The sequence below is a fragment of the Citrobacter sp. U14242 genome, from assembly GCF_046555775.1.
GTDB lineage: Bacteria > Pseudomonadota > Gammaproteobacteria > Enterobacterales > Enterobacteriaceae > Citrobacter.
Genome location: NZ_JBKGLW010000017.1, coordinates 44,354 through 67,910 on the forward strand (window position 1 = coordinate 44,354; position 23,557 = coordinate 67,910).

The window sequence follows — 23,557 nt, forward strand, 5'->3', positions numbered from 1 at the left end:
TCTTATCCGGCCTATAGCCACTCTCATTTAACGTAATTGCTGCCCTGCTTTAAGCGTTGCGGCCACGTTTCGTGCCGTCATCCGCACATTTTCACTCGCATTATCCAGCGCCTCATCCAGCGTGCAAATGGTATAAATCACGCTAAAAACGGCATCAATTCCATGCTCATGCACCACGCCAACATCTGGCGTCAGGCTGCCTGCAATACCAATGACGGGCTTATTAAATCGCTTTGCAACGTTCGCTACGCCAACCGGGACTTTGCCATGGATCGTCTGACTGTCAATACGCCCTTCCCCGGTCACCACTAAATCTGCATCCGCAACGCAATCATCAAGGTGTAACGCATCCGTCACGATCTCGATACCACGGCGTAGCTGCGCACCACAAAACGCATACAGTGCAGCCCCCATGCCGCCGGCAGCGCCACCACCGGCCAGATCCAACACGTTAACGTCCAGATCGCGGGCAATCAGTTGCGCATAGTGCGTGAGCGCATTATCCAGACGGGTAATCATCTCTGGCGTTGCCCCTTTTTGCGGACCAAATACTGCAGAAGCGCCCTCTTTACCGGTCAGCGGATTCGTTACATCGCAGGCCACTTCAATACGACAGGTAACAAGGCGCTTATCTAACGCTGAAATATCTATCCTGGTGAGCGCTTCCAGACCGATTCCGCCTTGCGCAATCTGGTTATTCTGCGCGTCCAGCAATTTGGCGCCCAGAGCCTGCACCATACCGGCGCCACCATCATTAGTCGCGCTACCGCCAATCCCGATGATGATATGCTCCACCCCCGCATCCAGCGCATGGCGAATCAACTCTCCGGTTCCCCATGAGGTGGTTTTCAGCGGATCGCGTAAACCTGCCGGAACTCGCTCTAACCCACTGGCGGCCGCCATCTCGATAAACGCTGAGCGCTCATCTCCCGATACCCCATAAAATGCCCGTACCTTACTTCCCAATGGACCAGTAACATCAACATGCACAAGGTGGCCCGACGTAGCAGCAACCATCGCCTCAACCGTTCCTTCACCACCATCAGCGACCGGTATCTTTACATAATCCGCATCAGGCCAGATCTCACGAAAACCCTGCTCAATGGCCGTTGCCACCTCAAGCGCACTCAAACTCTCTTTATAAGAATCCGGTGCAATTACTATTTTCATAAGCCGTCCTTACGCATGTTGATTCTGTTAATCATACACCTGGAGATGTGCCGGTTCCTGTCAGAACCGGCATAACGTTTAGCGCACCATGCATGGGCGTTTATTATCAAAGGTCCAGTTCGGGATCAGGTACTGCATTCCCATCGCGTCATCACGCGCTCCCAGGCCATGTTGCTGGTACAGCTCGTGCGCTTTCATCACCTGGTCCATATCCAGTTCTACACCCAGACCCGGCTTCGCTGGTACCTGTACCATGCCGCCTTTAATTTCGAACGGTTCTTTGGTCAGGCGTTGGTTACCTTCCTGCCAGATCCAGTGGGTATCAATGGCCGTAATTTTACCCGGCGCTGCTGCCGCGACATGAGTGAACATCGCCAGCGAAATATCAAAGTGATTGTTTGAGTGTGAACCCCAGGTGAGGCCAAACTCATGACACATCTGCGCCACGCGAACAGACCCCTGCATAGTCCAGAAATGCGGGTCAGCCAGCGGAATATCCACAGACTGCAACGACAGCGTGTGCCCCATCTGACGCCAGTCGGTAGCGATCATATTGGTCGCCGTCGGCAGGCCAGTCGCGCGGCGGAATTCCGCCATCACTTCACGCCCAGAGAACCCCTGCTCCGCGCCACATGGATCTTCAGCATAAGCCAGTGATCCTTTCAGATACTTACCGATCTTGATCGCTTCATTCAACGACCAGGCGCCGTTAGGATCGAGCGTTACGCGGGCCTGCGGGAAACGCTTCGCCAACGCGACGATAGATTCCGCTTCCTCTTCCCCTGCCAGCACGCCGCCTTTGAGTTTAAAGTCGTTAAAACCATATTTCTCATACGCAGCTTCAGCCAGACGCACTACCGCATCCGGGGTCATGGCCTCTTCATGGCGCAGACGATACCAATCGCACTTCTCATCCGGCTGACTCTGATACGGCAACGGCGTCGCTTTACGGTTGCCGACGAAGAACAGATACCCCAACATCTCCACTTCACTACGCTGCTGACCATCACCCAGCAGAGACGCGACATTCACCCCCAGGTGCTGGCCTAACAGATCCAACATTGCCGCTTCGATCCCGGTAACCACATGAATAGTGGTACGTAAATCGAAGGTCTGCAAACCGCGCCCACCGGCATCCCGATCGGCAAAGGTATTGCGTACCGTATTCAGTACGTTTTTGTATTCACCTAACGTTTTGCCCACCACCAGCGGAATCGCATCTTCCAGAGTCTTACGAATTTTCTCGCCGCCGGGAATTTCGCCCACCCCGGCATTACCAGAATTATCTTTGATAATCACAATATTACGTGTAAAGAACGGAGCATGTGCGCCGCTCAGGTTCATCAGCATGCTGTCGTGGCCCGCAACTGGGATCACCTGCATAGAGGTCACTACTGGGGTAGAAAATTGTACGCTCATCATCGTGTCCTTATTCAAAATCAGTGACGGCCGAAAACAGGACGTTTACGGTCAAAAGTCCATCCGGGGATCAGATACTGCATCGGTCCTGCGTCATTACGCGCACCGCCGGGCAATGCCTTATAGGCTTCATGCGCTTTCTGCACCTGATCCCAGTCCAGTTCCACACCCAGACCAGGTGCATCTGGAACCGCAATTTTTCCGTTCTTTATTTCCAGCGGATTCTTCGTCAGACGGCAATCGCCCTCCTGCCAAATCCAGTGCGTGTCGATGGCTGTCGGATTACCCGGCGCTGCGGCACCGACGTGAGTAAACATTGCCAGCGAAATATCAAAGTGGTTATTGGAATGGCATCCCCAGGTCAGGCCCCAGTCATCGCACAACTGTGCCACGCGCACTGCACCAGAAAGCGTCCAGAAGTGCGGATCGGCCAGCGGAATATCGACTGCATTCAGCATTACCGCGTGGCCCATTTCGCGCCAGTTGGTAGCAATCATGTTGGTCGCCACCGGTAATCCCGTTGCGCGGCGGAACTCGGCCATCACTTCACGCCCGGAAAATCCCTGTTCAGCACCACACGGATCTTCTGCGTAAGTCAGTACATCATTTAGCCCTTTGCACAAGGAGATCGCTTCATCCAGCAACCAGGCACCGTTAGGGTCCACCGTAATACGCGCATCCGGGAAGCAAGATTTCAGCGCACGGGCGGTTTCAATTTCTTGCTCACCAGGCAGCACACCGCCCTTCAGTTTGAAATCTTTAAAACCATAACGATCCTGTGACGCCTGCGCCAGACGCACCACCGAGTCGCTGGTCATCGCTTGCTGGTGACGTAAGTGATACCACTCATGTTTACCCGGCGTACTTTCCAGATACGGCAGATCGGTTTTGGTGCGATCACCTACATAGAACAGATAACCGAGCACGGTCACTGCATCACGCTGCTTACCCGGACCTAATAGCTCGCAGACCGGTACATTCAGCGTTTTGCCCAGCAGATCCAGCAGCGCGGCTTCCAGCGCCGCCACAGCATTGACGCGCAGCTCAAATGTCCAGGCTCCATTGCCGAAGGTATCAAAGTCAGCAGCCTGATTGCCTTTATGCACCTGCTGGACCACCTTATTCAGGCGGGCCACTTCCTGGCCTAACACCTGCGGAATAGCGTCCACCAGCGTTTGATAGATCACTTCACCGCCTGGCGCTTCCCCCACACCGGTGTGCCCGGCGTTATCAGTAAGGACCACGAGATTGCGGGTAAACCAGGCGTTATGCGCGCCACCAATATTGAGCAGCATGCTGTCATGACCAGCCACCGGGATGACCTTCATGTCGGTAATAACGGGACTCGATTGTGTTGTCATCATCATTGTCCTGCGACAGGTTTCAGTTCGATACGTTTAATATCGCCAACCAGCACCAGATAGCTCACTACGGCAATCAGCGCATGCACTCCAACGTAAATCAAGGCACCATTAAACGACCCCGTCGTGCCCACAATGTAGCCGATAGCAATCGGTGTCACGATGCCGGAGATATTACCGAACATGTTGAACAGACCGCCGCTCAGGCCGCTAATCTCTTTGGGGGCCGTGTCTGCCATTACCGCCCAGCCCAGTGCACCGATACCTTTACCGAAGAAGGCCAGCGCCATAAAGCCGATAATCATCCATTCAACGTTGACGTAGTTACAGAACACCATCACCATTGACAGCAACATACCCAACACGATTGGCGTTTTACGGGCGATATTCAGCGAACCGGTACGACGCATCAGCCAGTCGGAAATAATGCCGCCGAGCACACCGCCTGCGAATCCGCAAATAGCCGGGACCGACGCGACAAATCCCGCTTTCAGAATCGACATACCGCGCGCCTGTACCAGATAGACCGGGAACCAGGTGATAAAGAAGTAGGTCAGCGCGTTAATACAGTACTGGCCGATGTAGATACCGATCATCATGCGGGAACCCAACAACTGTTTGATTTGCCCCCATTTCACGCTGAACGGAACTTTAGCTTTAGCTGCCGCCTGATCCATGTTGATCAGCGCCCCACCTTCGGCAATGTACTCCAGCTCTTTTTGGTTTACACCCGGATGCTGGTTCGGTTCGTGAATCACTTTCAGCCAGACAAAGCTGATGATGATCCCGAGTCCCCCCATAAAGAAGAACACGTGCGACCAGCCCACTTCGTGGGTCAGCCAGCCCATAATTGGCGCGAAGATAACGGTGGCAAAGTATTGCGCAGAGTTAAAGATAGCGACCGCCGTGCCCCTTTCCTGCGCCGGAAACCACGCCGCCACAATGCGACTGTTGCCAGGGAACGAGGGTGCTTCAGCTAGCCCCACGAGGAAGCGCAGGGTAAACAGCGCAACGATAATGCCGAAGCCGCTAAAGATATCGACGAAGCCTTGCAGCAAGGTAAACATGGACCAGATAAAGATGGACCAGAAATAAACGCGCTTTGAACCAAAGCGGTCAAGCAGCCAGCCGCCGGGGATCTGGCCGATAACATAGGCCCATGAAAAAGCGGAAAATACATATCCCATCCCGACCGCATCCAGACCAATGTCTTTGGCCATTTCTGAACCGGCAATGGATAAAGTGGCGCGGTCGCCGTAGTTGAAGGATGTGACGATAAACAACATCACCACTATCCAGTAGCGAGCGTTAGTGCGTTTTTCCGCGCTGCTCGCCGCCTGACTTAATGAACTCATTGTTGCACTCCTGAATCTTGGCTTTCGCCAGTTCATTCTGTACAGCACCTGTAGGGTGATCAGAATGAGAGGTTAGTGTGTGGCAGTTTTGGTACAGCTCGGGGCCGTTTTATTCTGACTCGCTGCCTTTCCGGGAACTGACGGGAAAAGTATATGAAGGAGTGCCTCTGTCCCTCACCGTGCAAAAACACAACATTGCAGGAGGTGAATGAGGTTGTTTATGGCATAAGCCTAAGGGAATGGAAGATGCTTCACGAAATTGGCGTTTGCAGGGGTTTTATTGCCGGGCGGCGGCGACGCCTTCCCCGGCTTATCATTCGAACCGTGCGGATTGTTGGGTAATATTCTATTTGAGGAGCGTCGCCCAGTGTTCTACCCAGGGATTGGATTCGCTTTCCGGTTCCGGATGTTCACCGGCATCAATCAGCAACATCTCACCCACACGCTGGGCGCTCTGTTCTTGCAAAAGCGCATCAAACTGCTTACCGCCGCCGCAGAAATTGGCATATGAACTGTCACCGAGTGCAATAATTCCGTAGTGGATGTCGGGCTGATAACCCAGTTGGTCTTTAATTCCCTGAAACAGCGGCACGATGCTGTCCGGCAGATCGCCTTGTCCCGTCGTCGACGTTACGACCAGGATGTACTTATCTTTGTACTTTTCCCAATCCGCCAGTTCCGGATCTTCATAAACCGTGGCTTTATGCCCCTGATTTGCGAGGATAGCTTCGGCCTCTTCGGCAACCAGCAGCGCGTTTCCATACATTGTGCCGACAAAAATACCAATTTCCGCCATAACCTTTATCTCCAGGGACTTAATAATCTGTCTGCTCATCCTGACCTGACAACCCGCTGAACTCAACCCTTTCATTCTCAGGGAGAAGCCCGAGCCAGCCAAACTGTGATAGCGCCTGCATCCAGACGTTATCCAACCCGGCACGAATAACCAGTGGTTCACCGGTGAAGGGGTGCGTAAGTTCAAGCTGGCTGGCATGCAACATCAGGCGCTGGCAGCCAAAATGCTCTGCGGCGCTGCGGTTTTGTCGCAAATCACCGTGCTTACTATCGCCAATAATCGGATGACGCAAATGCGCCAGGTGACGTCTGAGCTGATGTTTACGGCCGGTTTTAGGATCCAGCTCCACCAGCCCGTAACGGGTGGTTGGATAGCGACCGGTTGCCACGGGCATCTCTACCGTAGCCAGCCCGCGATAGTGGGTGACCGCAGGCTGTGGGCCTTTGTCGTCACGGGCAAATTTATCGGCAATCTTGTCCAGCTCTTCCACCAACGGATAATCCAGAATGGCGTCGTCCATCAGCCAGCCGCGCACAATGGCATGGTAGCGTTTTTGGATTTGATGCTGCTCAAACTGCTGTGCCAGCCGTCGTCCGGCCTCGCTGGACAGCCCCATCAACAGCACACCGGATGTCGGTCTGTCGAGTCGGTGGGCTGTAAAAACGTGCTGACCAATCTGGTCACGCACTGTTTGCATTACCACCACTTTCTCATCGCGGTCGAGCCAGCTACGATGAACCAGCCAGCCCGAAGGTTTGTTGACTGCAACCAGCCATTGGTCTTGATAGAGAATTTCCAGCATCAGGTGTCATCACGGGTAAATAGCGCATCCAGATCCTGCAATGCGATCAGGATCACATCGCGCTGCGGATGATCGGCTGCCAGCGCCATTTCATAATATGGCGCAATAGCGAACGCTTCCGGAAGTGGCTGCGCATTATCAAGCAGCGCATGCATGCGGGGAATCAACACCCACTGCAGCCATTCAACCGGTTCCATGGTATCCATACAAAAAGGCTGCGTGCTGGAAAACAGATGCGCTTCTGGCGCATCCATCCGCCAGTGATTATGTTCACGCAACAGTGCTTCAAGCGCATGCAACTGCTCACGCACACGGTCATGAGTCGTCATGAAATTAACCTCAATGATGAAAAATCTGGCGCGAAGAATAGCACTAGTCGAAGGGAAATAAAAAAAAGGGAGCACTGTAAAAACAGTGCTCCCGGTTCGTTTCGCAGCATTCCAGCTACTTTTTGTGCTCCCTGCTCATCCGTGACAACTTTTCCTGTGGTCTTGCGACCTCGTTCATCCTGAACATTTGCATCCTGCTCACACCGCCCCCGATGTGAAAACTTCATCCTGAAGTGTCCCTGGCCATCCTGACCCGCCGAACATCCTGACCGGCTCTCGTTCTCCATCCTGGAGGTGTCCTTTAACGCTTCCCGCGTTTTCCTCTTTGCTTCATCCTGAAACCTGTCCTTGCAGCACCGTCCTGGTGTGTCCTGCCGAAGTGTCATCATCCTGATGTTCACTTCGTTACGCGACTCCTTGTCGACAGAGATAGAATCGCCTGTTTCGCATTGTCTTACAAGACACTTACAGACATACCCTAATGATTATTTTCGTATGAAAGTTAACAATAAAACATTAACTAGTTGAATTATAAATATTTAATATTATATCGGTCGATGAAGTCTTTACTGTTCACCTGGCAATCTCCTACAGGGTTTGTAAGAGATCTCTCACACGCCCTGGGGCAAACTGGATTACAGAACAGGCTTAAGTTGAGTAAGAAATTCCGCAAGTGAAGCCGCCAGAACCGTTCGTTTACGGGTTCCCAGCGTTTCCTTACAGACTTCCCCAGACAAGTTGCACACTGAAATAACATCAAGTTCATTGTCCAGTGTGGCAATAAAAAGCGTAGGAGAGAGCTTAAGGCGTTTTTGCGTAACCAGGTGACCAATCAGGTTTTCCTGTACGCGTCTGAAGTCATCTTCAGACCAGGTTTGCAGAAGAGTCAGTTTCTCATCCGCAAATTGTGCGTGCATGTCCCCGGCAAATTGGGTGGTATAAAACGCATGAACAGCGGGTTGTACCACAATATCAAAGGCGCGTTCAACCGCGTTTACATTCTGCTCGCCCACAAAAGGCTGCGGTTGCCAGTACACCGCATCGTTCGTGGAGGAGATGATGCACGGGGACGGTACGCCATACAACTCGTCACTCAGCGGCCAGCTGCTGTTTTTTTCATGCCATGCATCGCAATAACGCGCCGTAAAGGCTGTCAACGCCTGTGCTGTCAATTCGTCCACTGATTTCTCTCTTCACAAAAGCCAGGATACACTTGTCGCATAGTGTATCTGGTTTATGACGGTGAAACATGTCTTCTTATGAAAATCATCGGGCGCTTGACGGCCTGACTCTCGGAAAATCAACGGATTACCGAGATATTTACGACGCCAGCCTGCTGCAGGGTGTTCCGCGCAGCCTGAACCGCGACCCGCTGGATCTAAAGGCCGATAATCTGCCTTTTCACGGCGCGGATATCTGGACGCTGTATGAACTGTCATGGCTGAATGCCAACGGCTTACCGCAGGTTGCGGTCGGCCATGTGGAGCTGGATTACACCAGCGTTAATCTGATTGAATCAAAAAGCTTTAAGCTGTATCTGAACAGTTTTAATCAGACGCGTTTTGACTCATGGGAACACGTCCGTCAGACACTGGAGCACGATCTACGCGCCTGCGCGCAGGGTGATGTCAGTGTGGCGCTCTATCGTCTTGATGAACAGGAAGGGCAGCCGATAGCCCACTTCAATGGCACCTGTATCGACAATCAGGATATCGTCATTGATAACTACCAGTTCAGCACCGACTATCTGGAAAACGCCGTGAGCGGCGACAAAGCAGTAGAAGAGACGCTAGTCAGTCATCTGCTGAAATCCAACTGCCTGATCACCCACCAGCCTGACTGGGGTTCCATACAAATTCAGTATCGTGGACGCAAAATCGACAGGGAAAAGTTGCTGCGCTATCTGGTCTCCTTCCGCCACCACAATGAATTTCACGAGCAGTGTGTGGAACGCATTTTCAATGACCTCCTGCGTTTCTGTCAGCCGGAGAAACTGAGCGTATACGCACGCTACACGCGACGCGGCGGCCTCGATATCAACCCATGGCGCACCAACACAGATTTCACCCCCGCAACAGGCAGACTGGTGCGTCAGTAATCTTTTTTCTCAATTTTGCGTGTCGGATTCCGCACGCAAGGTTGTGAAAGGTCATACGCCAGGGCTATTGTAATCAACAGAGGATGATATCTCTCGTCCCGTAAGGAGTTTACTTGATTACACATATTAGCCCGCTTGGCTCAATGGACATGTTGTCGCAGCTGGAAGTCGATATGCTTAAACGCACGGCCAGCAGCGACCTGTATCAACTGTTTCGTAACTGTTCGCTTGCCGTTCTGAACTCCGGCAGTTTGACAGACAACAGCAAAGAGCTGCTGTCTCGTTTTGAAAGTTTCGACATTAACGTGCTGCGCCGTGAACGCGGTGTGAAGCTGGAACTGATCAACCCACCTGAAGACGCGTTTGTCGATGGGCGCATCATTCGCGCGCTGCAGGCCAACCTGTTTGCCGTACTGCGCGACATTTTATTCGTCAATGGTCAGATCCATAACGCAGGTCGTTTTCAGCATCTGGATCTCGAAAGCTCGGTTCACATCACCAACCTGGTCTTCTCCATTCTGCGTAACGCCCGGGCACTTCACGTCGGTGAAGCGCCGAACATGGTCGTCTGCTGGGGCGGTCACTCAATCAACGAGAACGAGTACCTATATGCGCGTCGCGTGGGCACTCAGTTAGGCCTGCGTGAACTGAACATCTGCACCGGGTGTGGTCCGGGCGCGATGGAAGCGCCAATGAAAGGGGCCGCAGTCGGCCACGCTCAGCAGCGCTACAAAGACAGCCGCTTTATCGGTATGACCGAGCCGTCAATTATCGCTGCAGAACCACCAAACCCGCTGGTTAACGAGCTCATCATCATGCCGGACATTGAAAAACGTCTGGAAGCGTTCGTCCGTATCGCTCACGGCATTATCATCTTCCCCGGCGGCGTTGGAACTGCAGAAGAGCTGCTGTACCTGCTGGGTATACTGATGAATCCGGCGAACAAAGATCAGGTTCTGCCATTGATCCTGACCGGGCCAAAAGAGAGCGCAGATTACTTCCGCGTACTGGACGAGTTTATCGTGCACACGCTGGGAGAAGAGGCGCGCCGTCACTATCGCATTATCATTGACGATGCAGCGGAAGTCGCTCGTCTGATGAAAAAAGCGATGCCGCTGGTGAAAGAGAACCGCCGGGACACCGGTGATGCCTACAGCTTTAACTGGTCAATTCGCATCGCGCCTGATTTGCAGATGCCGTTCGAACCGTCCCACGAAAACATGGCGAATCTGAAACTGTATCCAGACCAGCCTGTTGAAGTGCTGGCGGCAGACCTGCGTCGCGCGTTCTCCGGTATTGTCGCGGGGAACGTGAAAGAAGTCGGCATTCGCGCCATTGAAGAGTTTGGCCCGTACAAAATCCACGGGGACCCTGAGATGATGCGCCGCATGGACGATCTCCTGCAGGGCTTTGTTGCACAACATCGTATGAAGTTGCCGGGCACTGCGTATATCCCTTGTTACGAGATCTGCGCATAACCTTCAAAACCAGGTAGCTGATGCTACCTCGGTGACAGTTTTGTCCATATCAAAGCCGGGTTTGGCGCATCAGCCTCCCGGCTTTTTTAGTGATACCAGTCACATAGCTCACGCCATAACATAAATATCGATTATCTTTCGCCTGAAGAGACCCAAAAAGCAAACGATTACCTTTCAAAGAAAACCGTGATTTATCGCCGCAAATTATAATTAGTCGCCAGAATTCACTAAAAACAACAGTTTTTATAGCGCAACCCTCGTATCTTCGCACCCTGCCTTTCATGCCATATGTCGTTAATGTTAGCCTTCACGCCCGTAAATTCGCTTTGACTATTTTTTAACAGATTAATGGTCCAAATTTATCCACATAAAAGGTGGATTATTGCATTTGAGATCGCGATCACTGATACATTCATTACTTAAATGTATCTTTCCGCCCGAAAATTATTACGGCGAAAAATTATATAAAAATCGCTAAACGAATTTCGTTTTACAGTCGGGTATTTTTTCATTGGATTGAACCCAAACCCGACTTTTTAAGCTTCCTCCAGGAGAAACAGATGGAAAACACGCAAACCAGCACTATCGTTACGGGCCAGACCCGCAGCGCATGGCGCAAGACAGACACCATGTGGATGCTGGGCCTTTACGGCACGGCGATTGGCGCGGGCGTATTATTCCTGCCAATTAACGCAGGCGTTGGCGGTATGATCCCGCTGATCATCATGGCCATTCTTGCCTTCCCAATGACCTTCTTTGCTCACCGTGGTCTGACCCGCTTCGTGTTGTCCGGTAAAAATCCGGGTGAAGACATCACTGAAGTTGTAGAAGAGCACTTTGGCGTTGGCGCAGGTAAACTGATTACTCTGCTCTACTTCTTCGCTATCTACCCAATTCTGCTGGTTTACAGCGTGGCAATCACCAACACCGTTGAAAGCTTCCTGACTCACCAGTTGGCGATTACTCCGCCGCCGCGTGCAATCCTCTCTCTGATTCTGATTGTCGGCATGATGACCATCGTGCGCTTCGGTGAGCAGATGATCGTAAAAGCGATGAGCATCCTGGTATTCCCGTTTGTTGCGGCACTGATGCTGCTGGCGCTATACCTGATCCCACAGTGGAGCGGTGCAGTTCTGGAAACGCTGTCTTTTGACTCTGCAGCAACCACCGGTAACGGCCTGTTGTTGACCCTGTGGCTGGCCATCCCGGTTATGGTGTTCTCCTTCAACCACTCACCGATCATCTCCTCCTTCGCCGTGGCGAAACGTGAAGAGTACGGTGATGAAGCTGAGAAGAAATGTTCCAAGATTCTGGCATTCGCTCACATCATGATGGTGCTGACCGTTATGTTCTTCGTCTTCAGCTGCGTATTCAGCCTGACTCCGGCGGATCTGGCTGCGGCAAAAGAGCAGAACATCTCTATCCTGTCTTATCTGGCGAACCACTTTAACGCACCGATCATTGCCTGGATGGCACCGATCATCGCGATTATCGCTATCACCAAATCCTTCCTCGGCCACTACCTGGGCGCGCGTGAAGGTTTCAACGGTATGGTAATTAAGTCTCTGCGTAGCAAAGGCAAGTCCATCGAAATCAACAAACTGAACAAAATCACTGCGCTGTTCATGCTGGTAACCACCTGGATTGTGGCAACGCTGAACCCGAGCATCCTCGGTATGATTGAGACCCTGGGTGGCCCAATCATCGCGATGATTCTGTTCCTGATGCCGATGTATGCGATTCAGAAAGTACCGGCAATGCGTAAATACAGTGGCCACATCAGCAACGTGTTCGTTGTGATTATGGGTCTGATTGCCATCTCCGCTATTTTCTACTCGCTGTTTAGTTAATCCCCTGCGCCGCCTTCCGGCGGCGCACCTCGTTACACAATGGACGCCTAATGATTAGCGTATTCGATATCTTCAAAATCGGCATTGGCCCTTCCAGCTCCCACACTGTGGGACCAATGAAAGCAGGCAAACAATTCACGGACGACCTGATTGCACGCGGAATATTGACTGACGTAACCCGCGTAGTGGTTGATGTCTATGGCTCTCTGTCCCTGACCGGGAAAGGACACCATACCGACATCGCGATTATTATGGGCCTGGCAGGTAATCTGCCGGATACCGTAGACATTGATGCTATCCCGGCCTTTATCCAGGATGTGAATACCCATGGACGTTTGCTGCTGGCAGACGGTCAACATGAGGTCGAATTCCCGGTTGATAAGTGCATGAATTTCCATACAGATAATCTGTCACTGCACGAGAACGGGATGCGTATTACCGCGCTGGCAGGCGAAAAAGCCATTTACAGCCAGACGTATTATTCCATCGGCGGTGGATTTATCGTTGATGAAGAACACTTTGGTTTGCCGAATAACAATCCGGTAAACGTACCGTATCCGTATAAATCTGCAGCCGATTTGCAACGACACTGTCAGGAAACCGGCCTGTCACTTTCCGGTCTGATGATGCAGAATGAGCTAGCCCTGCACAGCAAAGAAGAGCTGGAACAGCACTTTGCAAACGTCTGGGAAGTGATGCGTAGTGGAATTGAGCGCGGTATCACCACCGAAGGTGTTTTACCGGGCAAACTGCGCGTTCCGCGTCGTGCGGCAGCGCTGCGTCGTATGCTGGTTAGCAGTGACAAAACCACGACTGACCCGATGGCTGTTGTAGACTGGATCAACATGTTTGCGCTGGCCGTGAACGAAGAGAACGCTGCCGGTGGACGTGTAGTTACCGCCCCGACTAACGGCGCATGCGGGATTGTTCCTGCAGTGCTGGCGTACTATGACAAGTTTATCCGCGAAGTGAACGCTAACTCACTGGCACGCTATATGCTGGTCGCAAGCGCCATCGGTTCCCTGTACAAGATGAATGCCTCAATTTCAGGTGCTGAAGTCGGCTGTCAGGGTGAAGTCGGTGTAGCGTGTTCTATGGCGGCGGCAGGTCTGGCAGAGCTGCTGGGCGGTAGCCCGACGCAGGTATGTATCGCCGCAGAAATCGGTATGGAACACAACCTGGGTCTGACCTGCGATCCCGTAGCCGGACAAGTTCAGGTTCCGTGCATTGAGCGTAACGCCATTGCATCGGTGAAAGCGGTGAACGCTGCTCGTATGGCACTACGCCGTACCAGCGAGCCACGTGTATGCCTCGATAAAGTTATCGAGACCATGTACGAGACAGGTAAAGATATGAACGCCAAATACCGCGAAACCTCTCGCGGCGGCCTGGCGATGAAGATTGTCACCTGCGATTAACGGCACCTTAAGAGGTCTCTTTTACGAGGCCTCTTCCCATTTTGCGTCCAACTATTCGCCTCCCCCAACCATGAATGTTACCCTACAGCCTGATTTATCAGGGAGAACACCGTGGCCGTCCATCTGCTCATTGTCGATGCACTCAATCTCATCCGCCGCATTCACGCCGTTCAGGGATCGCCCTGTGTGGAAACCTGCCAGCATGCGCTCGATTTATTGATTGTGCACAGCCAGCCCACGCACGCCGTGGCGGTATTTGATGACGAAGCGCGTAACAGCGGATGGCGTCACCAGCGCCTGCCCGACTACAAAGCGGGTCGCCCGCCAATGCCTGACGAATTGCATCACGAAATGCCCGCCTTACGCGCGGCCTTCGAACAGCGCGGCGTCTGTTGTTGGGTTTCCAGTGGGAATGAAGCCGATGATTTAGCCGCAACGCTGGCGGTTAAAGTCACCCAGGCGGGGCATCAGGCCACCATCGTCTCAACCGATAAAGGCTACTGCCAGCTGCTCTCTCCTACCCTGCGTATTCGCGACTATTTCCAGAAGCGCTGGCTGGATGCGCCGTTCATTGAGAAAGAATTTGGCGTAATGCCTCAGCAGTTGCCAGATTATTGGGGACTGGCCGGGATCAGTAGCTCAAAAGTGCCGGGCGTTGCAGGTATTGGTCCCAAGAGCGCAACACAGCTACTCGTTCAGTTTCAGCATCTGGAAGGGATTTACGCACATCTGGAAGACGTGCCGGAAAAGTGGCGTAAGAAACTCGAAATACATAAAGAGATGGCGTTTCTGTGCCGTGATATCGCGCGCCTGCAAACGGACTTACATATTGACGGAAATCTCCAGCAGCTGCGGCTGGCACGGTAGTCTTATTGCCGGATGGCGCTGCGCTTATCCGGCCTACGCATCGTACCCCCTGTAGGCCGGATAAACGCCAGGCGATTACCAGGCGGTATGGTAAAGCTCGACAATATCGGCAATGCTTGCTTCACGCGGATTACCGCCAGTGCAAACATCGTCAAATGCCGCCTGCGCCAGCGCAGGAATATCTTCCTTACGTACCCCCACATCACGTAAGTGCGGCGGGATCCCCACATCGCGGTTAAGCGCAAACACTGCATCTACAGCAGCTTTACGCGCCTCATCCAGCGTCAACGCTTCCACCTTCACGCCCATTGCGCGAGCAATATCGCGGAATTTCTCTCCGGTGTATTCGGCGTTGTAGTGCATCACGTGCGGTAACAAAATGGCATTGGCAACGCCGTGCGGAGTGTTATAAAAGGCCCCTAGCGGATGCGCCATCCCATGCACGAGTCCCAGACCGACGTTGGAAAATCCCATCCCGGCAACGTACTGACCAAGCGCCATTGCCTCACCGGACTGGCTGTCACCATTAACAGAGCCGCGCAAGGCTCCGGCAATGATCTCAATGGCTTTGATGTGCAACGCGTCAGTGAGTGCCCACGCCGCCCGCGTAATATAACCTTCAATAGCATGGGTCAACGCATCGACCCCAGTCGCCGCTTTTAACGCGGCAGGCATACCGTCCATCATATCGGCATCAATAAACGCCACCTGCGGGATGTCATGCGGATCGACACAGACAAATTTACGCCGATTTTCTTCATCCGTGATCACATAGTTAATGGTCACTTCCGCTGCCGTCCCTGCCGTCGTAGGGATTGCCATCACCGGTACGCTCGCAGCACGTGTTGGCGATAACCCTTCAAGACTGCGTACATCGGCAAACTCAGGGTTATTGTGGATAATGCCAATCGCTTTGCAGGTATCCTGCGGGGAGCCGCCGCCTATCGCTATCAGATAATCAGCACCACTTTGCTGAAAGACGCCCAATCCCTCCTTCACCACTGCAATGGTGGGATTCGGGATCACGCCGGAATAGATTTCCCACGGTAAACCAGCGGCATCCATACGGGATGTCACCTTATCGACAACGCCGCACTGTACCAGGTTTGCATCGGTGACAATCAAAGCCTTGCGATAACCCCGGCGGATGACCTCGTCCGTTAATGCCCCAACAGCCCCCCGGCCAAACCATGCCGTTTCATTCAGAATCATTCTGTTCGCCATCGTATTTCTCCTTTTCGCTATGCGAAATTACTCTTCAATTCGTAATCCGTAAGATTTGAATTTCTCCAGCACAATGGCGATCTCTTCGTCATCCAGCACCGGCACCGGGTCGACAATCGCCAGGGTGCTCAGATAAAGGCGGGCCAGGACTTCCACTTCATGCGCCAGCCATAGTGCTTTTTCCAGATTCGCTTCACAGGCAATCAACCCATGGTGCTGCAACAACGTTGCCTTACGGCTTTTCAAAGCGACGCTCACATGCTCTGACAGCTCTCGTGTACCAAACGTCGCATACGGCGCACACGGGATAGAGTTCCCCCCAGCCGCGGCAATCATGTAATGGATTGCCGGAATCGGACGGTTCAGAATCGACACGGCGGTGCAATGAATCGCGTGGTTATGAACGACCGCATTGGCATCCGGGCGCGTCTGATAAGCCGCCAGGTGAAAACGCCATTCACTGGAAGGTAATTGTCCTTTATCATATTTGCCGTCGTTATCTACGAACACGATCATGTTTTCAGTGAGTCTTTCGTAAGGGATACCGCTGGGTGTGATCAGCATTCCATTTTCATATCGCGCACTCACATTTCCGGCGGTTCCCTGATTCAACCCAAGACGGGTCATTTCCAGGCAGGTTTCGATGATTTCACGTGATAAACGCATTCTTTCCATAATGATTCTCCGGGTACAGTTGCCCCTCGTCTTTATTGCGAAAAAATGCTGCCGCAGAGTAAGACGGGTCAGGTTTCAGGTATGAGCAGCCACTGAACATATTTATTCAGATTCAGTTGGCCGATTTAGTTAGTGCGACGAATTATTGTTGTCTTACACGCTTAATTAGCTTCATCTCAACTTTTACAGTTTCTTTAATTGGCTGGTCATCAATAGCACTCATCATCATAGCGAAGGCTTTTTCCGCCCAGACATTTTCATCCTGCTGCATTGACCAGACATTATTAGCGAGGAATCCCAGCATCGGATGTTCATCAAATGTGCCGATATTAATATCCGGTGGAATCACACCAAAACGATTGCGAATAGCAATGACGGCACCTTCCAGCACAGGTAATGATGAGGCAATAAACGCCTGCGGACAGCCCTGTTCATTGATCAATTTCTCCATCAACCGGTAGCCACCATCCGGCGTATTATCCGGACCTTCACGCACCCAGTCACGATGAGCAATCCCATTACTGTTCAATGCGTTAAGATAACCTTTCAAACGATCACCAATACTGGGCAATCCGGTATCCCCGACTAAAAACCAGATCGGAGATTTTCCTGCATCAAACAAACTTTGCGTCAGCTTTTCACCACCTAAAATGTTATGACTTTCAACCAGCGCGTTATCGGTATACTTAAAATCCCTGTCGAGTAGCACCATCGGTTTTCTGACCTGACGCAAATGGTGTTGCTGATTCTCTAATGTTGAGGGAACAATAAAAAGACCATCAACATTACGAGCTATTAGCGCTTTAGTTAATTTGTTTTCATAATCAACATCATCGTAGGTACAACTAATCGTTAATTGGTATCCAGAGCGACGGCAACGTTGTTCAAGTTTCTCGGCAAGTGTGGCAAAAAAGACGTTAGATATATTGGGCACAATCAGCCCCAACGTATCTGTTTTATTCAGTTTCAGGCTGCGGGCTGAATGGTTTATGACATAACCATACCGTTCAACGTATTCATTAATACGCGTTTGGGTTTTGACACTGATACGATATTGCTCAGCCTTCCCGTTCAGCACCAGTCGCACGGTCGTTACCGATAAATTCAGATCGCTGGCTATCTGTTCTACTGTTTTAGCCATTTATATGTCCCAGTTCACATCCAAAAACGTCAATTCACAATCATAAAAGTATTTTAAACTTTTGTCTTACTGCATAACCTGGTTAAGCGCCTGCTGTTGATCCCACATCATCAGATATGCCTGGTATTTACGGTCATAGAAGTCCTGTCGTGCCGGATTAGCTTTAATCACCCCGCCTGGGCGAACCATCGCCCGGCAGGCGGAGGGAACATTTGCCCACACCCCGCAGGCTACCGCACCGGTGATAGCCGCACCTAACGTCACAGCATCTTCTTCCTGCAAAAGATGGATATCGCATCCGGTGGCGTCTGCATACTCTCGCAACCACAGTGGATTATGTGTTGCGCCGCCACACAGTGTCAGTCGAGAAATGGTATGACCGTTTTCGCGCATCACTTCCATAATGTGTCGGGTGCCGCAGGCAATCGCCTGTAATGTTGCCAGATACAAGCGGGCAACCTGCCGCTCGCCGCGCTCAAGAGTCAAGCCACATACGCTGCCACGGGCATCGGGTCGCGCACGCGGGGAGCGGTTTCCGTGATGATCGGCCAGTACATGCAGATGACGACCAGGCTCTGGCTCCTGCTCTTCCAGTGCAGCCACCCATTCATTAACTAACACTATCGGATGACAACCCCGTGCCTCAGCCTTGTGATACAACTCAGCGCTGGCACCTGACTCCTGAAGCGTCCAGTCAACCAGCGCCCCAGCAGCGCTTTGTCCCCCTTCCGTCAGCCAGTAACCAGGCAGCATGGCGGACCAGTACGGCCCCCATACACCCGGTGTATGAATTTCCTGCTCGCTGCACAACATATGGCAGTTTGATGTTCCGCTGATCAACGCCAATGTTCCCGCAGGCTCGACACCGGCAAGCGCCACACCACCCGCATGCGCATCAATCATGCCACTGGCGACCACCACTGCTGTCGTCAGCCCCAGCGCATGCGCAGCTTCGGGGCTTAGCGTCCCAACCGCCGCGCCAGGAGGCAGGATCCGCGACGGAATTTTGTTCAGTAAATCCGTTAATTCAACCGCATCCAGCAGGGAGTGGCTAAAGCGTTGTTCATGTGCCAGATAGTTCCATTTACAGGTTAAAGTACACAGACCTGCAACATCACAAGCGGTGGCTTTCCAGACCAAAAAATCCGCCAGATCGTAGAAGCGGTGTGCACTCTGCCAGGTCGCAGGGAAATGGTTTTTTAGCCACAACACTTTGGGTAGTTCCATTTCGACACTGACTTCACCACCGACATAGCGCAACGCTGGGTCCTGTGTAGCGTTGATACGCTGTGTCTCCTGCACAGCACGATGATCCATCCACATGATGATGTTGTGGTCTGACGGTTCACCAGGTGAAACCGCCAGACCCTGCCCCTGTTCATCCAGAGCCACTAACGAACAGGTGGCATCAAACCCCAACGAGCGGATCTCCTCAACACAAACCCCGGCTGACGACACCGCCTCTTTCACGGCATGGCAAACCTGCTGCCAGATTTCGGCAGATGACTGCTCTACCCGCTCAGGGCCAGGTCGAAACTGCGAGATAGGGAATGTCGCAAAAGCCAGCCGTTTGCCACTGGCATCAAAAACACCAGCCCTGACACTGGCAGAACCGACATCCACTCCGAGGAAATATCCACTGCTCATAGTAGCTCCCTGATGCTGGCTAATAATGGGGCGAATGTACCGCCCCCGCGGTCTTATTTTTTACCGAATGGATGTAATAACTTGTCGATTTCCGGTGTATCAATGTTCTGCGCATTAACAAATTTCACCGGAATATCAATTTCTTTCGGTACTGACTGACCTGACACGGCCGCATTCAGCGTCTTAATACCCTGATAGCCAATCTGGTACGCGTCCTGTACAACAAAGCCCTGGATCACGCCTGATTTCAGGAAGGCAATGATTGCTTCGGTGCTATCAAAACCAATCACCTTCACTTTACCTTTCAGGTTTTGGCTATCAATGGCGTTCGCCACACCCAGCGTTGAGCCTTCATTGGTGCCGTAGATCCCGGCAATATCGGGATTCGCCTGGATCATATCGATGGTTTTATCCATCGCTTTTTGCGGATCGCCATCGCTGTACTGAACCGGCAGTACTTTGATATCCGGATATTTTTCCTTCATTCTGGCCACAAAACCTTCCGAACGTTCAATTGCGGAAGAGGTTCCGGCCACGTGCGCAATAATGCCGACTTTCCCTTTGCTACCCACTTGTGCAGCGAGAGCATCTGCCGCTTCAGCCCCTGCTTTACGGTTATTCGTTGCCACAAAGCTGACAGGAATGTCAGAATTTACGCCTGAGTCAAACGTTACAACCTTTATGCCGCGTGAATTCGCTGTTTCAACCAGTGGTGCAAGCGCATTGGCGTCTAATGCCGCCAACAGCAACCCATTAGGTTTTTGCGCCATTGCGTTTTCAACCAACTGAATCTGCTCAGCAATCTGAGTTTCATCGGCAGGCCCAACATAGCTGGTCTTATCGCCCAACTCTTTCGCTGCCGCTTCGGTACCCATTTTTACGGTCTGCCAGAATTCATGCTGGAAACCTTTACTGACCACAGGAAGGTTCATATCTTTAGCCAGTGCGCTGGATGTCATGCAGGCCAGCAGGGATAACGCATAGACAAAATTCCTGGTTCTCATTGTTTTACTCCGTTCTGAGTGAGTCACCCTAAACGTCAGGGTTATGTTGTCCCGTGACTTCCGGGTGCGTAAATCAACGAATTTTTTTGCGTAAAGTGTCGAGATAAACCGCGGCGATAACGACGACGCCCATAGCCACCATTTGCCAGAACTGCGAGACGCCCATCAGGTTCAGACCATTTTTCAACACGCTCATAATGAATGCGCCGATAATGGTGCCGCCAATAGTACCAATCCCCCCCATCAGGCTCGTGCCGCCAATGACCACCGCAGCAATGGCTTCCAGTTCATAGCCCACACCAACGGTCGGCTGGCCCGAGTTAAGACGAGAAGCCAGAATGACCCCAGCAATCCCGGTCAGCAGACCACAAAATGCGTAGACGAAAATTTTCACGCGCTGGACTTTAATCCCGGACAGGTGTGCCGCAACCTCATTACTCCCCACGGCATAAACATAACGGCCAATCACCGTTTTCTTGAGAATATATGCGGCGATCAGTGCGACGACCACGAGATAAAAAACGGGATAAGGCAGCACATCGAACAAGCGTCCCTGCGCCAGCATCTTGAAGGTGGGATAATCAGCAAAGTAAATCGCCCGGCCATCAGTCATCACCATATTGATCCCCCGGACGGACATCATCAGACCCAGGGTGGCAATAAAGGGTGGAATAGTCATTTTAGTGACCAGCAACCCATTGATATAGCCGCATAATCCACCAGCGAGTACACCAGCCAGAATGCATACCGGCAAAGGTAAACCCAGGGTGGCGCAAATGCCTACCGCTACGCCAGAAAAGGCCACTACCGAACCGAGAGAAAGGTCAATTCCTGAGGTGATAATGACGAAAGTCACACCAATTGCCATGATGCCAATCACCGAGGTTTGCAGGGCAATGGTCATAATGTTTTCAGTGTTAAAGAAGAAAGGTGATCCAAAACTAAAAAATATCACCAGAATAATCAGACTCAAAAGCGGCGCCAGGCGCATTAAAAGCTCTTTGTTAATTTTTATTTTCTTATTATTGCTGTCTGAAGAGGTTACAGAGATAGTCATAAATTAGTCCTCTAACGTCGCATATTGCATGATTTTTTCTTGTGTGGCGTCATCAGAAGCTAACTCTCCGGTAATACGCCCATTACGCATAACTAAAATGCGATCGCACATACCCAGCACTTCCGGTAATTCAGAGGAAATCATGATAATTGATTTCCCTTTTGCCACCAGTCGATTCATTAATTCATAAATTTCAAGTTTGGCTCCCACATCAATACCGCGCGTGGGTTCATCAAAGATGAGAATGTCGGTGTCCTTGCATACCCATCTGGCAATAATAATTTTTTGCTGATTACCGCCACTTAAATTCAACGCAGCCTGTTCAAGATGTGGCGTCTTAATACGCAGTGCTTTCACCTGCTCTTCGCTGGTTTGCTGACAGCGTTTGCTATCCACGTTGCCATATCGGTTGGAATACTCGGGGTAATTTCCTAGCATAATATTGCGTTCAACGGACAATCCTAATGCCAGGCCCTCTTTTTTTCTGTCCTCGGTTAAGTAGCTAATACCTTGCTGGATGGCATCAGGAATATCTTTGATTACCGTCTCTTTACCGTTCAGCTTGATGGTTCCGCTGTCGATGGGATCGGCACCAAAGATCGCCCGTGCCAGCTCTGTACGCCCGGCCCCCATCAGTCCGGCAAAGCCTAAGATTTCCCCCTGATGCAAGGTAAAATCGATATTGTTCAGTACGCCTTTGCGCGTCAGGCCACTGACTTCCAGCACAGGTTTACGCTGGGGTTGAGGCTCCCGGCGGGGATAGATATTACCAAGGTCACGCCCAACCATCATGGCAATCAGGTCGCTGATTTTGACCGAGTCATAATCCACTGTGGCAATAAACTGTCCATCCCGCATGACGGTAGCGCGATCGGCGATCAGCGCCAACTCCTCCAGTCGGTGCGAGATATAAACGATGCCCGTTCCCTGTTCTTTAAGTAAACGTGTAACCCGGAATAAACTGTCAATTTCGGTTTCCGTCAACGCCGCCGTTGGTTCATCCATAATAAGAATCTTGGCATTCACCGATATCGCTTTCGCAATCTCAACCATTTGTTGCTGAGCAACAGTAAGATCGGCAACCAGCGTGTCTGGGGAGATATTCAGGTTTAATTTTTGCAAAATATCGATAGCAGCCTGTCGCTGTTGTTTCTCATCCAGACGCCAGCGATTATTTTTGCAAAACTCCCTGCCAATAAATATATTGTCTTCGACCGTCAGCTCAGGAAAAAGGTTAAACTCCTGATGAATAATGGTTATACCGAGACTTTGTGCGCTCAATGGGTTTGCAAACGAAACGGGTTGGTCCTCAAAAATAATATCACCTTCATCAGGTTGATATACACCGGATAAAATTTTCATCAGGGTAGACTTTCCCGCGCCATTCTCCCCCAACAGCGCATGAACCTCACCTTTGCGTAAAGTAAAATCCACATTACTCAACGCTAATACGCCGGGAAAGCGTTTCGTAATATGACTCATCTGTAAAAATGTTTCAGACATTGCTGCTTTCCTCAATATACAGAAACTGTAATCAGTGAATCAGGCGAAAAACAGCGTTGCCGGGAAGCCATCGTCACCGTTAATGCGAATGTGCCTACAAGATCATATGCGTTTTATCAATGATGCTAACTCGAGTTAGCGATTGCCTTTTAAAGCTATTTTAGCTGCCAAAAATAGCCAAATCATTTGGTTTAAAACTGTGACACTGAACAGACAATTTATTTTATCTTATTAATTTAAAAAGAATTTAATGAGAAAGTCTGTATTTGTTTATTTGACGTAGATCGAATTTTAACCACTTCTCGTGAGGTTTCTCACAGTTCCATAACAAAAAAGTTGTGCAAAAAACTCTCTGATACCTAA

At 51.4% G+C, this 23,557-nt stretch carries 20 protein-coding genes; 5 read left to right on the forward strand and 15 right to left on the reverse strand.

All coding sequences use genetic code 11. The annotated features are described in order from the left end of the window. Positions 1–27: 27 nt before the first annotated feature. The 8 genes from ACLJXE_RS22380 to syd form a co-directional block, all read right to left on the reverse strand. Positions 28–1,170 (reverse strand): glycerate kinase, encoded by a 1,143-nt coding sequence (locus ACLJXE_RS22380; protein ID WP_410752065.1) that lies wholly within the window; start codon positions 1,168–1,170, stop codon positions 28–30. A gap of 78 nt (positions 1,171–1,248) precedes the next feature. Beyond that, the gene (gudD, locus tag ACLJXE_RS22385; protein WP_410752082.1) at positions 1,249–2,589 is read right to left on the reverse strand and encodes a glucarate dehydratase; all 1,341 of its coding nucleotides are present in this window, start codon (positions 2,587–2,589) and stop codon (positions 1,249–1,251) included. A gap of 20 nt (positions 2,590–2,609) precedes the next feature. Next, entirely contained in the window at positions 2,610–3,950 is a 1,341-nt protein-coding gene (locus ACLJXE_RS22390; RefSeq protein WP_410752066.1) for an enolase C-terminal domain-like protein, read from the reverse strand. A gap of 2 nt (positions 3,951–3,952) precedes the next feature. Further along, positions 3,953–5,305, reverse strand: coding sequence for a galactarate/glucarate/glycerate transporter GudP (gudP, locus tag ACLJXE_RS22395; RefSeq protein ID WP_137382735.1), 1,353 nt, complete (start codon positions 5,303–5,305; stop codon positions 3,953–3,955). Positions 5,306–5,651: 346 nt separating this feature from the next. After that, positions 5,652–6,101, reverse strand: a complete 450-nt coding sequence (locus tag ACLJXE_RS22400; RefSeq protein WP_286629626.1) for a flavodoxin — start codon at positions 6,099–6,101, stop codon at positions 5,652–5,654. 19 nt (positions 6,102–6,120) lie between these two features. After that, complete coding sequence (gene truC, locus ACLJXE_RS22405) at positions 6,121–6,903, reverse strand: tRNA pseudouridine(65) synthase TruC (protein WP_286629625.1); 783 nt, start codon at positions 6,901–6,903, stop codon at positions 6,121–6,123. Beyond that, a complete protein-coding gene (locus tag ACLJXE_RS22410; RefSeq protein WP_410752067.1) occupies positions 6,903–7,232 on the reverse strand; it encodes a YqcC family protein in 330 nt (109 codons plus the stop codon). The genes truC and ACLJXE_RS22410 overlap by 1 nt, the downstream gene beginning before the upstream one ends. Before the next feature lie 635 nt (positions 7,233–7,867). Then, complete coding sequence (syd, locus tag ACLJXE_RS22415) at positions 7,868–8,413, reverse strand: SecY-interacting protein (RefSeq protein WP_410752068.1); 546 nt, start codon at positions 8,411–8,413, stop codon at positions 7,868–7,870. Positions 8,414–8,481: 68 nt separating this feature from the next. Here syd and queF point away from each other — a divergent pair, with 68 nt between their 5' ends. The 5 genes from queF to xni all read left to right on the forward strand — a co-directional run bounded on the left by queF (position 8,482) and on the right by xni (position 14,943). Beyond that, positions 8,482–9,330, forward strand: a complete 849-nt coding sequence (queF, locus tag ACLJXE_RS22420; RefSeq protein ID WP_271441048.1) for an NADPH-dependent 7-cyano-7-deazaguanine reductase QueF — start codon at positions 8,482–8,484, stop codon at positions 9,328–9,330. Positions 9,331–9,443: 113 nt separating this feature from the next. Then, positions 9,444–10,808, forward strand: a complete 1,365-nt coding sequence (gene ppnN, locus ACLJXE_RS22425) for a nucleotide 5'-monophosphate nucleosidase PpnN (RefSeq protein WP_005130941.1) — start codon at positions 9,444–9,446, stop codon at positions 10,806–10,808. 560 nt (positions 10,809–11,368) lie between these two features. Next, entirely contained in the window at positions 11,369–12,658 is a 1,290-nt protein-coding gene (locus ACLJXE_RS22430; RefSeq protein WP_286629621.1) for an HAAAP family serine/threonine permease, read from the forward strand. A 50-nt stretch (positions 12,659–12,708) separates the two neighbouring features. Beyond that, positions 12,709–14,076, forward strand: a complete 1,368-nt coding sequence (locus ACLJXE_RS22435; RefSeq protein ID WP_005130943.1) for an L-serine ammonia-lyase — start codon at positions 12,709–12,711, stop codon at positions 14,074–14,076. Positions 14,077–14,187: 111 nt separating this feature from the next. Next, positions 14,188–14,943 (forward strand): flap endonuclease Xni, encoded by a 756-nt coding sequence (gene xni, locus ACLJXE_RS22440; RefSeq protein ID WP_410752069.1) that lies wholly within the window; start codon positions 14,188–14,190, stop codon positions 14,941–14,943. Between the two features lie 75 nt (positions 14,944–15,018). Here the strand turns inward: xni and fucO are convergent, their stop codons facing one another. The 7 genes from fucO to ACLJXE_RS22475 form a co-directional block, all read right to left on the reverse strand. After that, positions 15,019–16,167 carry a lactaldehyde reductase gene (gene fucO, locus ACLJXE_RS22445; protein WP_410752070.1) on the reverse strand — a complete coding sequence of 383 codons (1,149 nt, stop codon included), beginning with the start codon at positions 16,165–16,167 and terminating at the stop codon, positions 15,019–15,021. A 27-nt stretch (positions 16,168–16,194) separates the two neighbouring features. Further along, positions 16,195–16,842, reverse strand: a complete 648-nt coding sequence (fucA, locus tag ACLJXE_RS22450; RefSeq protein ID WP_005130946.1) for an L-fuculose-phosphate aldolase — start codon at positions 16,840–16,842, stop codon at positions 16,195–16,197. 142 nt (positions 16,843–16,984) lie between these two features. Further along, positions 16,985–17,983, reverse strand: a complete 999-nt coding sequence (locus ACLJXE_RS22455; protein WP_410752071.1) for a LacI family DNA-binding transcriptional regulator — start codon at positions 17,981–17,983, stop codon at positions 16,985–16,987. 66 nt (positions 17,984–18,049) lie between these two features. Further along, positions 18,050–19,630 carry an FGGY-family carbohydrate kinase gene (locus ACLJXE_RS22460; protein WP_410752072.1) on the reverse strand — a complete coding sequence of 527 codons (1,581 nt, stop codon included), beginning with the start codon at positions 19,628–19,630 and terminating at the stop codon, positions 18,050–18,052. A 53-nt stretch (positions 19,631–19,683) separates the two neighbouring features. Next, the gene (locus ACLJXE_RS22465; RefSeq protein ID WP_061068495.1) at positions 19,684–20,634 is read right to left on the reverse strand and encodes an ABC transporter substrate-binding protein; all 951 of its coding nucleotides are present in this window, start codon (positions 20,632–20,634) and stop codon (positions 19,684–19,686) included. Positions 20,635–20,707: 73 nt separating this feature from the next. Beyond that, on the reverse strand, positions 20,708–21,691 hold the full coding sequence (locus tag ACLJXE_RS22470) for an ABC transporter permease (protein ID WP_087856949.1): 984 nt from the start codon (positions 21,689–21,691) through the stop codon (positions 20,708–20,710). Positions 21,692–21,694: 3 nt separating this feature from the next. Beyond that, a complete protein-coding gene (locus tag ACLJXE_RS22475) occupies positions 21,695–23,194 on the reverse strand; it encodes a sugar ABC transporter ATP-binding protein (RefSeq protein WP_286629615.1) in 1,500 nt (499 codons plus the stop codon). Between the last annotated feature and the right edge of the window lie 363 nt (positions 23,195–23,557).

Coding starts and splice junctions, on each gene's coding strand:
- ACLJXE_RS22380 (WP_410752065.1), bottom strand. CDS start 1,170: ATGAAAATAGTAATTGCACCGGATTCTTATAAAGAGAGTTTGAGTGCG.
- gudD (WP_410752082.1), bottom strand. CDS start 2,589: ATGAGCGTACAATTTTCTACCCCAGTAGTGACCTCTATGCAGGTGATC.
- ACLJXE_RS22390 (WP_410752066.1), bottom strand. CDS start 3,950: ATGACAACACAATCGAGTCCCGTTATTACCGACATGAAGGTCATCCCG.
- gudP (WP_137382735.1), bottom strand. CDS start 5,305: ATGAGTTCATTAAGTCAGGCGGCGAGCAGCGCGGAAAAACGCACTAAC.
- ACLJXE_RS22400 (WP_286629626.1), bottom strand. CDS start 6,101: ATGGCGGAAATTGGTATTTTTGTCGGCACAATGTATGGAAACGCGCTG.
- truC (WP_286629625.1), bottom strand. CDS start 6,903: ATGCTGGAAATTCTCTATCAAGACCAATGGCTGGTTGCAGTCAACAAA.
- ACLJXE_RS22410 (WP_410752067.1), bottom strand. CDS start 7,232: ATGACGACTCATGACCGTGTGCGTGAGCAGTTGCATGCGCTTGAAGCA.
- queF (WP_271441048.1), top strand. CDS start 8,482: ATGTCTTCTTATGAAAATCATCGGGCGCTTGACGGCCTGACTCTCGGA.
- ACLJXE_RS22430 (WP_286629621.1), top strand. CDS start 11,369: ATGGAAAACACGCAAACCAGCACTATCGTTACGGGCCAGACCCGCAGC.
- ACLJXE_RS22435 (WP_005130943.1), top strand. CDS start 12,709: ATGATTAGCGTATTCGATATCTTCAAAATCGGCATTGGCCCTTCCAGC.
- fucO (WP_410752070.1), bottom strand. CDS start 16,167: ATGGCGAACAGAATGATTCTGAATGAAACGGCATGGTTTGGCCGGGGG.
- fucA (WP_005130946.1), bottom strand. CDS start 16,842: ATGGAAAGAATGCGTTTATCACGTGAAATCATCGAAACCTGCCTGGAA.
- ACLJXE_RS22455 (WP_410752071.1), bottom strand. CDS start 17,983: ATGGCTAAAACAGTAGAACAGATAGCCAGCGATCTGAATTTATCGGTA.
- ACLJXE_RS22460 (WP_410752072.1), bottom strand. CDS start 19,630: ATGAGCAGTGGATATTTCCTCGGAGTGGATGTCGGTTCTGCCAGTGTC.
- ACLJXE_RS22465 (WP_061068495.1), bottom strand. CDS start 20,634: ATGAGAACCAGGAATTTTGTCTATGCGTTATCCCTGCTGGCCTGCATG.
- ACLJXE_RS22470 (WP_087856949.1), bottom strand. CDS start 21,691: ATGACTATCTCTGTAACCTCTTCAGACAGCAATAATAAGAAAATAAAA.
- ACLJXE_RS22475 (WP_286629615.1), bottom strand. CDS start 23,194: ATGTCTGAAACATTTTTACAGATGAGTCATATTACGAAACGCTTTCCC.